13 protein-coding genes are annotated in these 12470 nt (G+C 47.6%); 10 read left to right on the forward strand and 3 right to left on the reverse strand.

Annotated features, from left to right (window positions below; translation table 11 throughout):
• Nucleotide 1: 1 nt before the first annotated feature.
• The gene (locus tag QGP82_RS02235) at nucleotides 2–658 is read right to left on the reverse strand and encodes a riboflavin synthase (protein WP_499056891.1); all 657 of its coding nucleotides are present in this window, start codon (nucleotides 656–658) and stop codon (nucleotides 2–4) included.
• 367 nt (nucleotides 659–1025) lie between these two features.
• Between QGP82_RS02235 and QGP82_RS02240 the strand changes: the two genes are divergently transcribed.
• From QGP82_RS02240 to QGP82_RS02255, 4 genes are all read left to right on the forward strand, one after another.
• Nucleotides 1026–1523: a bifunctional nuclease family protein gene (locus QGP82_RS02240; RefSeq protein ID WP_163670608.1), complete on the forward strand. Its 498-nt coding sequence runs from the start codon at nucleotides 1026–1028 to the stop codon at nucleotides 1521–1523.
• A gap of 36 nt (nucleotides 1524–1559) precedes the next feature.
• Complete coding sequence (locus QGP82_RS02245; RefSeq protein ID WP_499056892.1) at nucleotides 1560–2663, forward strand: aldo/keto reductase; 1104 nt, start codon at nucleotides 1560–1562, stop codon at nucleotides 2661–2663.
• Between the two features lie 216 nt (nucleotides 2664–2879).
• Nucleotides 2880–4133 (forward strand): ferrochelatase, encoded by a 1254-nt coding sequence (locus QGP82_RS02250; RefSeq protein WP_499056893.1) that lies wholly within the window; start codon nucleotides 2880–2882, stop codon nucleotides 4131–4133.
• A 90-nt stretch (nucleotides 4134–4223) separates the two neighbouring features.
• Complete coding sequence (locus tag QGP82_RS02255; RefSeq protein ID WP_163660434.1) at nucleotides 4224–4664, forward strand: SRPBCC family protein; 441 nt, start codon at nucleotides 4224–4226, stop codon at nucleotides 4662–4664.
• On the opposite strand, the gene nblD is transcribed toward QGP82_RS02255, so the two are convergent.
• Nucleotides 4661–4888, reverse strand: coding sequence for an NblD family protein (gene nblD / locus QGP82_RS02260; RefSeq protein ID WP_163660435.1), 228 nt, complete (start codon nucleotides 4886–4888; stop codon nucleotides 4661–4663). The two genes, QGP82_RS02255 and nblD, sit on opposite strands and share 4 nt — an antisense overlap.
• A 464-nt stretch (nucleotides 4889–5352) precedes the next feature.
• Between nblD and QGP82_RS02265 the strand changes: the two genes are divergently transcribed.
• The 6 genes from QGP82_RS02265 (at nucleotide 5353) to QGP82_RS02290 (ending at nucleotide 11354) form a co-directional block, all read left to right on the forward strand.
• Nucleotides 5353–6774, forward strand: a complete 1422-nt coding sequence (locus QGP82_RS02265) for an HD domain-containing phosphohydrolase (protein WP_163702267.1) — start codon at nucleotides 5353–5355, stop codon at nucleotides 6772–6774.
• Nucleotides 6771–7352, forward strand: a complete 582-nt coding sequence (locus tag QGP82_RS02270; protein ID WP_499056897.1) for a pentapeptide repeat-containing protein — start codon at nucleotides 6771–6773, stop codon at nucleotides 7350–7352. Before QGP82_RS02265 ends, QGP82_RS02270 begins: the two co-directional genes overlap by 4 nt.
• Nucleotides 7353–7373: 21 nt before the next feature.
• The gene (locus tag QGP82_RS02275) at nucleotides 7374–7634 is read left to right on the forward strand and encodes a hypothetical protein (RefSeq protein ID WP_163660441.1); all 261 of its coding nucleotides are present in this window, start codon (nucleotides 7374–7376) and stop codon (nucleotides 7632–7634) included.
• 503 nt (nucleotides 7635–8137) lie between these two features.
• Entirely contained in the window at nucleotides 8138–9091 is a 954-nt protein-coding gene (locus QGP82_RS02280; protein ID WP_163702262.1) for a PstS family phosphate ABC transporter substrate-binding protein, read from the forward strand.
• A 165-nt stretch (nucleotides 9092–9256) separates the two neighbouring features.
• Nucleotides 9257–10204: a hypothetical protein gene (locus QGP82_RS02285; RefSeq protein ID WP_499056899.1), complete on the forward strand. Its 948-nt coding sequence runs from the start codon at nucleotides 9257–9259 to the stop codon at nucleotides 10202–10204.
• Nucleotides 10205–10343: 139 nt separating this feature from the next.
• The gene (locus tag QGP82_RS02290) at nucleotides 10344–11354 is read left to right on the forward strand and encodes an energy transducer TonB (RefSeq protein ID WP_499056901.1); all 1011 of its coding nucleotides are present in this window, start codon (nucleotides 10344–10346) and stop codon (nucleotides 11352–11354) included.
• 80 nt (nucleotides 11355–11434) lie between these two features.
• On the opposite strand, the gene map is transcribed toward QGP82_RS02290, so the two are convergent.
• The gene (gene map, locus QGP82_RS02295; protein ID WP_499056902.1) at nucleotides 11435–12268 is read right to left on the reverse strand and encodes a type I methionyl aminopeptidase; all 834 of its coding nucleotides are present in this window, start codon (nucleotides 12266–12268) and stop codon (nucleotides 11435–11437) included.
• Nucleotides 12269–12470: the final 202 nt, after the last annotated feature.

The raw sequence follows: 12470 nt of genomic DNA on the forward strand, positions 1-12470 counted from the left end.
CTTACCCATAGCCATGTTCAGCTAAGAAATCGAGAGAAATGTCTGACTGGCCAACTGTGCTCGCTGGCTGGGTAAATCGCTCCACATATTTACCGAGGATATCGCCTTCTAAATTGACGGCATCATTAGGCTGTAGATATTGCAAATTCGTTGCATCGTAGGTAACTGGAATGACAGCCACCTTAAACCAATCACCCGATGCGCTACAGTCTGCAACCGTTAGGCTAATGCCGTTAACACCAATGCTGCCTTTGGGGACTATGTAGCGTGCCACTTGACTTCTGGGAACCGTAAAGCTGATTTCCCAAGCACTATCAGTTTTAATAATTTCACCAACATACCCCTGACCATCAACGTGACCAGTTACAAAATGGCCACCAATTTTGGACCCTACCCGTAGGGAAGATTCCAGATTGACAGGTCGCTCCGGGGGAATATGCCCCAAGGTTGATCGTTCTAACGTTTCAGGAGATGCGGTCACCACAAACCCTTTTGGCAAAATAGTCGCAACCGTCAGACAAACACCGTCTACGGCGATACTATCCCCCAGGGAAATATCCGCCATGATAGGGCTAGAAACATCAAGACCACTAATCTGTAAGCGATCATTGTCTAGGGTTTGAAGCTTTCCTAAAGCTTGAATTAGTCCGGTAAACACATTCTTATGATGATGTTAGTGACAGAGTGGGTGTACGAAGCACTATTAGCCAGTTGGCAAAGGTGAAATTATCGCGGCATTATAGCCTTATGGCATATGTGTAGACGTTACAGAATCGATTGCCTAGATAAAGATTTTTAGACTCTAAATAAAGATTTTTATTCATGGGCCAACAAGCTGAAAGGACTCTTTTAGCTTAGAAATGGAATATTACTTACCAACCCATTAGCCAAGACGTTCTCTAACAACACCTTTTAAGCCCCAACCGTCATATGTCCCAGACAGTTTGACACAGTTTAGATAATTTTCAAGTGTTACATTCTAGTTATTGGGTTAGATTCCTGCGGAGCCAAGAGGATTAATATCCATGATCGAAATGAAAGTTGCTGGCATTGCACTGGATGCGGTTTCGCGAAACCCTGTGATTTTGCTGCGTGACGCATCCGAACGACGAGCACTGCCTATTTTTATTTCTAATGAGCAGGCCCGCGCAATTATAGTCGCTTTGGAAAACGAAGAATCTGTGCGTCCTATGACCCATGATTTATTTGCCAATTTGCTAGATGACTGGGAACTGGCGCTAGATCGTGTGGTGATTCATTCATTAAAGGACAATACGTTCTATGCCACGATGACCCTCAAACAAGGGGAGGTCACCAAAGAGCTTGACTCTCGCCCTAGCGATGCTATTTCCATTGCCCTGCGGATGGGAGCGCCTATCTGGGTGATGGAAGAGGTGATTGCTGACGCTTCAATTCCAGTGGACCGTGAAGCTGATGAAGCTGAGAAGGAAGCATTCCGAGATTTTGTTTCAAACCTAAGCCCATCAGATTTTGCTCAGAAGGGGCGCTCGTCTAACCAATAGGTCTGATAATTATTGGGTTAAAGCCTATGCTGCCCCATGCACTATCGACGCTTTGGTAAAACCGAATTAAATCTATCTGTATTTTCCCTAGGCACTATGCGCTGTCTAGACAATGCAGAGTCTTTACACCAGGTTTTGGCGGCTGCAGTCGATCTGGGAATTAATCACATTGAAACTGCCCGGGGATATGGTCAAAGCGAATACTATATTGGTCAGGCCCTTAGCAGCTTGAATCGGTCTGAGCTCATCTTGACTACCAAATTGCTGCCAGGTAGCGAGGTGGAACGGCTCGTGGATGAGTCGCTAGAACGCTTGGCAACCGACTACGTTGACTGCCTGGCTGTACACGGGGTGAATACACTGGAGCATCTACAGCAGGTGGAGTCGATGTTACCAGGGTTAACCCAGGTAATGGCTGACGGTCGAGTACGTCATGTGGGGGCCTCTAGTCATGGCTCATTAGATGTGGTGATGGGTGCGATCGCACTTCCCATCATCAGCTTTATTAACCTGCACTACTACTTCTTTAATCAGCGCAACGCCGCCGCCATTGAGCTAGCCCATCAAAGAGACCTGGGTATTTTCATCATTTCCCCAGCCGACAAAGGTGGCCAGCTCTACACCCCATCAGACAAACTCAAGCAGTTGTGTCAGCCATTTGACCCACTGTTGCTCACCTATCGCTGGCTGCTAAGTGATCCGCGCGTCACCACTCTAAGCGTAGGCCCAGCTGTGCCCACCGAGCTTGACTGGCCCTTGCAAGTCGCTGACAACACAAAACCCCTCACCCATCAAGAATGCACTCGCTTAGAGCACCTGGCCCAAACCCAGGCAAATCTGGGTACTGAGCAATGCAAACAGTGTTATGAATGTTTGCCCTGCCCAGAAGCCATCAACATTCCGGAAGTACTCAGACTTAGAAATCTGGCCATCGCCTACGACATGACGAACTTTGGGAAATACCGCTACGGCATGTTTGAACGAGCGGGCCACTGGTTTCCGGGACGTAAAGGTAATCGCTGCACCGACTGCGGCGACTGCTTACCCCGTTGCCCAGAACAGTTAGATATCCCAACACTGCTACGGGATACCCACCAGCGACTCAAGGGGTCTGAACGTAGACGGCTATGGAGTGATTAACGGTGCGATTGAACCAGGCTAAAGCGAAGTGGTAAACGCGACCATCGCTGACAACCATGGCACACAACAACGTAAGACTTAACAGATAGCAATAGCTACGTATCAATTCATCTCAGGAGTCTTAAATTCTTACAATGGGTGCAGGGTCTGATATTCAGGTGCGTTACCGTAAGGTCGTCCAGTGGACGGCTAACTCACCTTCGAGGCTCACTTTTTATGGTTGCGATTCCACGCACACTTTTATCTACCCCAGACCAAAGCACCACTGACGATCGCGTAGCAGTATTGCTCATGGGATATGGCGAAGTAGAAAGTTACGAAGACTTTGCCAACTACAACGAACAAGCCCTCAACCTATTAACAGCAAAATTTGCCCCCGTCCCCACTTGGATTTATCCCCCACTCGCTAAGCTGTTAGCCTTGTTTGATCGCCACGAATGGGACCATCAGCACGATCACTTTATTTCACCCCACAATTCAATTTTTGAGCGTCAGCGTGAGAGCATTGAACATCACTTACAAGCCAAGTGGGGAAAGCGCGTTAGCGTCTTTAAAGCATTTAACTTTTGCGCTCCATATTTACCCCAACAGGTCTTGGCAGAAATTCAGTCCCAGGGATTTACCAAGCTTTTGATTTATCCCTTGCTAGTGGTGGATTCCATTTTTACCAGCGGCATTGCCGTAGAACAGGTTAACAAGGCCTTAGCACAGACTTTTACAGGTGAGGACAACCATTGGCTGAAAAATACCCGCTACATGCCGTCCTTTTACAACCAACCAGACTATATTGAGTTGCTCGCCCGTCAGGTAACGAACAAAATTCAGCAGCATCTGGCCGTTGCTCACCTACCGTCCCAAACCGGCATCGTGCTGATGAACCATGGCTGCCCCCACAAAGCTAAGGGATTTACCTCTGGCATTACAGAGAGCCAGCTGCTCTACGATGCAGTCAGGGAACGACTGATCTATAACTATCCGCTGATTTCCATCGGTTGGCTCAATCACGATACCCCCATGATTGAGTGGACCCAGCCCAATGTGACCCTAGCAGCCCAAAACCTGATGGATCTGGGTGCTACAGCAGTCGTCTTCATGCCCATTGGCTTTGTCACCGAAAACCATGAAACCCTATTGGATGTAGAGCACATTATCAGCCATCTACGTCGCAAGCGACCTGATGTCACCTATGTCCAAATGCCCTGTGTCAACGACAATGATGACTTTGCCGCTATGGCCGCTGGCTGGGTTGACGGGTTAATTACAGATCTGATAGGCGAGCAAGGCACCGTTGTCCATCCAAGTCAACGAGCCCTGCTTGCGGAGGATTTTTCAGGGCACCACCATGACAGTGCTCATAACGGGCATCATCATCACAATGGTCACCACCACGACGAACATCATCATAATGGTCACCATGGTGGTGACCAGGGCCACAGCCAAGAACACCATCACGCCCATCACCACCATTAGGGTTGCCTGTTCCCCATAAAAAATAAGTAAGAAAAAATAGGTCAGAATGATCGGTAGTGCTTATCCTCTACCGATCATTTTTTGCTTTATATGGGTGTTTTTGAGCAGTCAATTTTTATCCATGCCAACGCTACAACGGTTGAACGCTGTATTTGCGATCGCACCCTCATGCATCAATGGCTTAACCCCGCCCTCCGGTGTGAACCCATGGGTGAAACCTGGAGTACAGAGCTTAACAGCCAGACTCGATTTATCATTCAAGTGCCCCTTTTACAGCCCAGCTTAATCAGCACAGTGGTGGAGCGTCGTCCCGGCTTGGTGGTGTGGGCATTTACAGGGTTCTTCACAGGCAAAGACCGCTGGGAATGTGTACCAGAAGCATCAGGAACTCGCCTGCTCAATAGATTCGAATTTGAAATTCCTAACCCATTAGTGGCATTTGGGTTCAATCAATTTGCCGCTAACTGGACTAAGCAGGATATGGCAGCCCAGTTAAAGCGGCTTAAACAGGTAGCAGAGCGATTGGGTTAGCCGCCAAAATTAATATTGGGGGCTTCCATAAAGCCATCCTCCTGCAGAACTTCACCAATTAGCTCCTTATCTTGATTGATACATTCAGGCTTCTTAGCATACTGGCAGACCCTGGCATAGAGACGGGCACGGGTACCGGTGGAGCCATTGGAAAATTGCACAACGTCATCCACAACCTTCACGCCGCATACGGAACAAGTCTGTTCTTGGGTTATCGTAGTCATAGGCTTTCACTCGATTTTAGTAAGGTCCACTAATCGTAACTAGTTGAACCTTTATACAAGGTAAGTACTTTCACTTATTTCAGCCACCTATTTTGTATCGTTTCATCACAAAAACGATCAATATTGCCCCTTTAAAGCATTATCCAACAATCACCCCAGCCCGTTTTCAAACCAGCGCTTGGGTTAAAATTTTCATAACAAAAAAAGCAATTTTCTAAACGCGTGCAACGGCGCTTACCCCACATCACCACCCCCAGAGCACATCCTTTCCTGCATAACGGGTACAACTTGTATCAGACTTGCCACGCTTTTCATCAAAGTATGAAATCATGGGTAATAGATTTAGATACTTTTTGGATAAGCTCCATCTGATAGGAGTTCGGAGCTAATAGCGCTAGCTCTTTATTCTGGGAGCAGACGCTGACTTGATTCACTAGCTGACTTGATTCACTAAGAGTCTTTCTATGAACTCTGAGGCGACCCTTAATCAACTCAAAACCATTTTGCCTGAAGGGCAAATGCCATCCAGTTATGGGGTTTATTTCAAAAATACGCTGGTGGCCCTTTGTCATGCCCTAGAAGATCATATTCTGGAACATTCAGAAAATGATCAACCACTCGTGCTGGTGACTTTCCAACAGGGGAAATGGTATCTACAGGAAGCCGAGCGCTACAGAGATATTGCTCATTGCTCTCAGCAAGTTGCGATCGCAGCTGTCCCAGATAGTGGTTTTGGTGACCATGCCACCAGTCAACTCGACAATGTGGACATGGTGAACTTACAGAAGGATGACAGCCTGACCAAAGAATGGAACCTGATTATTTTGGCACCGGGGTATGCCTCCATGGTTCTATGTCATGAGCTGTCTGACGACGAGTACCGTAGCGACAGCATACCCACTACAGATGCTGAGCGTAAGTTCTACGGTCTGTGGACCTTTGACCGTGGCCCTGTAGAAGCAGCAGCCAAAATATTGATCGAGCGAATGCAGCCCTACTCGCCTGCCCTCGCTGATCAGCTGATGGACCACTACAACAGACTTAGCAATAATCCATCAGATACCTCCACGGACCTAAGTGGCGTGGTTGCACGCATTGTTAATTATCTACAGAGTAGTCAGCAACAGCTAGTCACCGTCAGTCGCCAAACCCGTGAACTATGGGAATTAGAGGGACAAGCCTCTAAACTTAATCGCAACTTGGCCGCCAATAAGCTCCAGGCTTTTTTGCGAATGGTTCAAAAAATTGACGAGCGGGATGTAGCTAACCCTACCGCATCACTTCAGGTTTCAGCCCTAGCCGAGACTCTAGGCCAGTTGCTCGACTTACCTACGTTGCAACTTCGCCGCTTACGGTTAGCTGGGTTACTATTCCGCATTGGCCTCGCCGAAGCCCCCAAGGAAATTTTTAAACAAACTGCGGCTCAGCTAGATAAAGCCAGTTTGGTGTTCTGGCGCGATCGCGCTGCTCTAGGCGGCCAGCTCCTGTCCTCCATGCCTGAATTGGCCCCCATCAGTCGCATTGTCACTCATCAATTGGAGTATTGGGATGGTAGCGGCACGCCCGATGGTTTAAAAGCTGAAGAAATTCCCATTGAGTCACGAATTTTGGGTCTAGTCTCATATTTTCAAGAGTTAACCGAGGCTAGAGGCGATAGGGCTGCCATGTCATTGGGAGATGCCTTAACGGCCTGCGAAAACCATAGCGATCGACGCTTTGATCCGAAGTTGGTCGAGTCGTTGAGCACCGTCGTCCGCTTAGCAGAAATCGGCATGTTACAGCTGCCGGAACGCCCAAGCCAACAACCCACCGTTTGGCTTGAGGACTTGAAACCCCCAGCCACTGAAAAGAAACACCCAGCAATATCTAAGGAGGTTACTTCATGACCCCATCAGAAATTGAGGCTATTCTGCAAGGACAGAAAAAAAAGCTGATGGGTGCAGATTTGGCAGGAATAGAGCTTAGCGGCGCAAAATTAGCCCAAGCCAATTTGCAAGGAGCTAACCTCAGCGGCACAATGCTCAAAGAATCAGACCTTCGTGCCAATTTACGTGGGGCTGACTTGATGGGTGCCAACCTGGTGGCAGCCGATCTGCGAAATGCCGACCTGCGTGGGGCCGTCTTACTGGAAGCAGAGACAACAAATGCCAGCTTTGCTGGTGCTTTTTTAGCGGGGGCCGTTTTGAGTAATCTCAACCTAACGGCAGTTGATCTACGAGGAGCTGACTTACGAGGCGCAAACTTAGCAAGCTGTATTTTACGCAATGCTGATTTAAGCAATGCAAATCTAGCTGGAGCAGATTTATCAAGCGCTGACTTGGAAGAAGCCAATCTTAGCGGTGCTGTTGCAAGAGGAGCTAATTTCACCCAAGCTAATCTGTTATGTGCCTGTGTGGACAATACCAATTTTGATGGTGCCACCTTATCTGGTGCATGTTTGAGCGGCACTCCTTTAGCCACTTAATATTTTTTAAAGAGATTTTCTATGAGCACCCAAACTAGAGGTAAAACTGTTTTTCTACTCACATCTATGGTGGGTTGGCTCCTTAGCGGGGGTGCTCTGATTTACCTCACTCCATTTTTAGCCAATCGGGTCTCACCCTCTGCCACCACAAATGTATGGATGGAGAATCTTATGCGTGGTGGCTATAACCCTACCCTGGCGTTACTAGGTGGAGGCAGCATTCTGCTCCTCACCGTCATCGGCAATGCTGTTTGGTACAAATATTTTGAAGGAAAAGTTTAGAGACTTTCAAGGGCATAGGTTTGCTTGTCATTAGAGTGACGCCCCTAAGTTAGATTCGGTCACATAGATTCGGTCACAATCGCCAACAGATATAACAGATACAGGACTTTACCACCCATCTAAGGCAACCAGAATTTTACAATCCGGACGTTCATTTGACCGAACATTTTTTAATGTGCTTGGAACATAGGCACTGATTCAAACATCAACAGAACTATCCAGCTTAGTTTATGAGTTTCTCTAATATTTCACCCAAAAGTAATGTTGGATACAGCTTTTTACTCTAGAATTAAGTTCAAATTCAATTGACAAAATATTCGTCAAACATTTCCTCAGAATTCCCTCTAAAAGATAGGCCATTTTCTCCACATTAAGCTTATTTTTAGTGTTTACCTTGTCTTAAACAAATGGAAATTGTGTCTTAATAAACCAATTAGCGAGCCTTAATTTTGTATAGCTACATTTTTTCGTGGCCTGAACAAATAGCCACGGAGTGTGTTGTTATGGTTAAGTTCGCTAAGTTTTTTGGCACTGTAGCTACAGTTGTTGCTGCTAGTGCTGTCACTGCGACATCTGCAGTTGCTCAGAATATTGCTATCGATGGTTCCAGTACTGTTTTTCCCATCACAGAAGCGATGGCTGAAGAGTACGCCCTCGCTGGTAATCCTGCATCTATCACTATTGGTGTTTCCGGTACTGGCGGTGGCTTCAAGAAATTCTGTGCTGGTGAGACTGCTATCTCTAACGCATCTCGGCCTATCAAAGATACAGAGAAAGAGCTTTGCGCTGCTAATGGCATTGAGTACATCGCGGTCCCCGTTGCCTATGATGCTCTGACAGTTGTTATCAACCCGGAAAATGATTGGGCAACTGAGATGACTGTTGCCCAGTTAAACACTATGTGGGACGCCCCTGCTGAAGGCACTATTACTCGTTGGAATCAGATTGATCCTTCCTGGCCTGATGAAGAAATTAGTCTATTCGGTCCTGGTACTGATTCTGGTACTTTTGACTACTTTACCGATGAAGTCAATGGTGATGGTGGTGTTAGCCGTGCTGACTACACTGCTAGTGAAGACGACAACATCCTGGTACGTGGTGTCGCTGGTGACAAATATGCCATTGGTTACTTCGGCTTGGCTTACTTCGCAGAGAATTCAGACATTCTGCAGTCAGTGAGCATCTTAAACGAAGAGCTTGGCGAGTATGTTGAGCCCACTGTAGAGAACGTTGAGGCGGATATCTACCAGCCCCTTGGTCGTCCTATTTTCATCTACGTCAATGCTGCGGCATTGACTGATGCTGATAGTGGTGTTGCTGACTTCGTACAGTTCTATATTGAGCAGGCCGACGCTGGTGAGCTCATCCTAGATGTAGGTTACGTCCCCTTACCCGACGCAGCAACTGACGCCACTCTCGAAGCTTACGACGCTGAAGCAAATACTATCTTCAACTAGTCTCAGTCATTAGTGAGTTTTTGATTCCTGCCATAGGGTGTATTCTCCCCTGTGGCAGGTCCTTTGCAACTTTCACACGCTCAGTGTGCATCAACCATTTTTGCCTTGGGGGAATGTTCGCTCCTCCAAGGTTTCCTGAGTGTTCGCTCCCTAATTTTCCAGAACATGGTTAGTGTTGCTCCCTCCGAATCTCGCAAGAATTTGGTCTCTATGGCCAAAAGTCTTGCCATGCAACCAATGTTATTTATTCGAGCGCTCCCCTATGTCACGATACAACTTTCAACCTACGGAGTCATTTTTCTGAAACGCCCAGTTGTGTGGATAGCATTGGGAGCACACGTTATTTTACTGGTGCTCCCAGCTGTTGATTTATCAGCACCCAAAATAGGAGACGTTGTAGAGACAGAACCTGAAGAGGAAGTCACCATCGAAGCTGTCAGCCTCAGTGATATCTTAGCTCCAGCAGAACCTGCACCACCTCCACCAGAAGAGCCTCAAGCACCGACTCCTGAAGCACCACCGGCCCCCGTTGTAGCTCCCCCCGTACTCACCGAGGTACCTGAGCAACTAGAAGAAATTATTGAAGAGGAAGAGTTTGAGGAAGAATTCGACGAGGAATTTGCAGAGTTTGAAGAAGAGGAGCCATCATTTGGGTTTGATCCTGCTCAACAATCGTCTCTCAATAGCAGTCTAAGTCAGTTTCTGGGGACTGACCCCAACAACGGAACCAACAATTTTGACATCACCAGTGAATGGTTAACCATTGATCCAACGGATCCAATCGACCTCAGATTCCGCAGTAAAGCTGTGGAAAATGTTGTTGAGCCCGCCGCATTCTTCACCACAGAAAGTATCGTAAACGGCACGTATTTACCCCTGCCTCAAGTATCCTTCAAGCAGATTGCTAGAAATATTGATCTTGTCAGCCGAGAAGGATTGGGACAGGCTCTCATCAGTGCAGGCATGAGCCAGGTCGAGGAAGGTCTATACGGTGGTCATCCTTTTTATGGTGTTTATTCAGCTGATGAACAACCCGTTAATTACATCTCTCTCATTGATTTGAAGGGAACAACCTTAGTGTTTGTCTGGCCTAACGATCCACGGCAGAGTTAGACGTTTAGGCTAGACTATTTTTCTAAACTGACTCTATGGGAGCAGTTGAATATTTGGAATAGTTCATTTCAGAAACCCCAGGCCTATTGCTTAACCTATATCTAGGTTGGCTTTCGTTTTAGTTATTCCCTGCATTGCCATGAATTTTTTGAAGTTGCTTTTTAATCCAATTTTTTTGCTGGCTGCGGGTCTACATGCAGGGCTGTTAATGATTCCAATAGCAGGTGGTTCATCTGATTCTGTAGTGCCTGCCCCCGATCCAGAAGGCGAAAGCATTACGGTTACCCGGATTCCCCCAAAGGCAGCTCAAACAGCAGCTACCAGACCCGCCCCTAGTCCTGCGGCTGGTGTAGCCACAGCCATACGTCAACCGGCATCAGCGGGGGGGCACACAACAGCCAGTCAGCAGCCAGCTCAAACCCGTCAAACGCGGAATGGTCAAACGGATGGAACCGGTTCTACAACTGGCCGTAGCAATTCCGATAACCGTCGTCGGGCCAGTACCAACAATGGAAATAATCGAAGAGGCAGCACCTCCCAAAACCAAACAGGCAACCGGAATACTGGCAATGAAATTGCGATTCTATCTCCCCCTAGCAATCCTCCCAACAGCGGGGGCAGTGATGACACAGCCGATAATACTCCCACAGTTCAAGAACCACCCACTCTAGTCGCACTTAAAGATGGTGCACAGGCAGAAGTACCGAATCTGTTACGAGACTTCCTGACACGTTTACGGCATAGCGTGCTGCGCACGACAGATCCTGAAACCGAAGAAACTAAGCAGAAATGGCTAGTTAACCTAACTGAAGAACAAGGCTTAAACGTATCCGAAGCTCAAGGTTTGGAAAAGGCTGTAGAAATTAGTTATCCGTTGATAGCTGATGAGGGTCGACGCTTTCTGAGCTGTCTGACCCCTATACCAGCAAAAGGATTAGTAGGTGTCGTTGTGGATGCCGATGGCGCGATCGCAACCGAGCCCGCTTTACTACGCAGCTCTGGCTATGGGTTTCTTAACGAAATTGCCTTAGAAAAGGCCAAAGACTACACTGATTTTCCCGAGGAATCCTCCCAGCAGGCCTACACCATCGATATCGAAGTGGACTATGACGAGGATGCTTGTGTGGACCTTGCCCAGTTGAAAAAATAGTTCTTAGTGCTTGGTTCTTAGTTAGCGAACTGAGAAATCATTAGGTTGAATGGCTTAGTGGACCATCAACTCAAAACCCGTTAGACCTTAGACCGGTCGGTCAGAATTTCTTGGCCGTCTTCGGTGATGAGCACTGTGTGTTCAAATTGGGCAGAAAGTTTGCGATCGCAGGTCACTACCGTCCATCGATCCCGCAGAGTGCGGGTCACCTTAGAGCCTTCATTCACAATTGGCTCAATTGCCAGGGCCATGCCCGGCTTGAGCGTGACATTGGGTAATTCTTTAGTCCGAAAATTAAATACGGATGGGGGCTCATGCAGGTTTCGGCCTACACCATGGCCGGTAAATTCTTCAACCACGGTATAGCCACTGGCATGAATGCTATCTTCAATTGCCCCAGCAATATCGAGCAGGGTTTTCCCTGGTAACGCCTGGGCAATGCCTGCATACAATGCAGACTCAGCTGCTTGCATCAGATCCTGGGCTTTGCCATTCACTTTGCCGACAGCAATCGTGATACAGGAGTCACCATGAAAACCTTCAAAGTAGGCTCCAGTATCTACTTTAAGTAAATCGCCAGACTTAATGACCTTGCGCTTACGAGGGATGCCATGGACAACTTCATCGTTGATACTGGCACAGATAGATCCTGGGAATCCGTGATACCCCTTAAAACTAGGCGTTGCACCCATTTCACAAATACGGTACTCTGCGAGGTCATCTAGATCTGCTGTGGTCATTCCAGGCTGCACCTGATCGGCAATTTCCCTCAGCACCGTTGCCACAATCCGTCCGGCCTGGCGCATCGTCTCCCTCTCAGGCGCAGACTTTAACTCAATCCCCTGATGCTTACGCGGACCTACCATAACTGGTGCAGCTAAGGCCCGCGACAGTAAATTACCTAAAACATTCATAGTGGGTGATTGAGGTTTGCAATGGGTTAAACGTGCGGCACTTGAGCATTATCTAGCTCACACCATATATAGTATGCAGGATTCTTACCCCATTCCCCATTCCCCATTGACCATTCCCCATTGACCAGACAGACAGCAGTCACCTTCTTAAGATTTCCTCCAAAAACCCTTGGTATTTGTGACCATGTTGGCCTACTATTAA

The sequence above is a fragment of the Leptothoe sp. LEGE 181152 genome (assembly GCF_032906605.1).
GTDB classification, from domain to species: domain Bacteria; phylum Cyanobacteriota; class Cyanobacteriia; order Phormidesmidales; family Phormidesmidaceae; genus Leptothoe; species Leptothoe turfae.

Bases quoted from the DNA above. Each gene is read 5' to 3' on its own strand.
- QGP82_RS02240 (WP_163670608.1), top strand. From the start codon at position 1,026: ATGATCGAAATGAAAGTTGCTGGCATTGCACTGGATGCGGTTTCGCGA.
- QGP82_RS02245 (WP_499056892.1), top strand. From the start codon at position 1,560: ATGCACTATCGACGCTTTGGTAAAACCGAATTAAATCTATCTGTATTT.
- QGP82_RS02250 (WP_499056893.1), top strand. From the start codon at position 2,880: ATGGTTGCGATTCCACGCACACTTTTATCTACCCCAGACCAAAGCACC.
- QGP82_RS02255 (WP_163660434.1), top strand. From the start codon at position 4,224: ATGGGTGTTTTTGAGCAGTCAATTTTTATCCATGCCAACGCTACAACG.
- nblD (WP_163660435.1), bottom strand. From the start codon at position 4,888: ATGACTACGATAACCCAAGAACAGACTTGTTCCGTATGCGGCGTGAAG.
- QGP82_RS02265 (WP_163702267.1), top strand. From the start codon at position 5,353: ATGAACTCTGAGGCGACCCTTAATCAACTCAAAACCATTTTGCCTGAA.
- QGP82_RS02270 (WP_499056897.1), top strand. From the start codon at position 6,771: ATGACCCCATCAGAAATTGAGGCTATTCTGCAAGGACAGAAAAAAAAG.
- QGP82_RS02275 (WP_163660441.1), top strand. From the start codon at position 7,374: ATGAGCACCCAAACTAGAGGTAAAACTGTTTTTCTACTCACATCTATG.
- QGP82_RS02280 (WP_163702262.1), top strand. From the start codon at position 8,138: ATGGTTAAGTTCGCTAAGTTTTTTGGCACTGTAGCTACAGTTGTTGCT.
- QGP82_RS02285 (WP_499056899.1), top strand. From the start codon at position 9,257: ATGGTTAGTGTTGCTCCCTCCGAATCTCGCAAGAATTTGGTCTCTATG.
- QGP82_RS02290 (WP_499056901.1), top strand. From the start codon at position 10,344: ATGAATTTTTTGAAGTTGCTTTTTAATCCAATTTTTTTGCTGGCTGCG.
- map (WP_499056902.1), bottom strand. From the start codon at position 12,268: ATGAATGTTTTAGGTAATTTACTGTCGCGGGCCTTAGCTGCACCAGTT.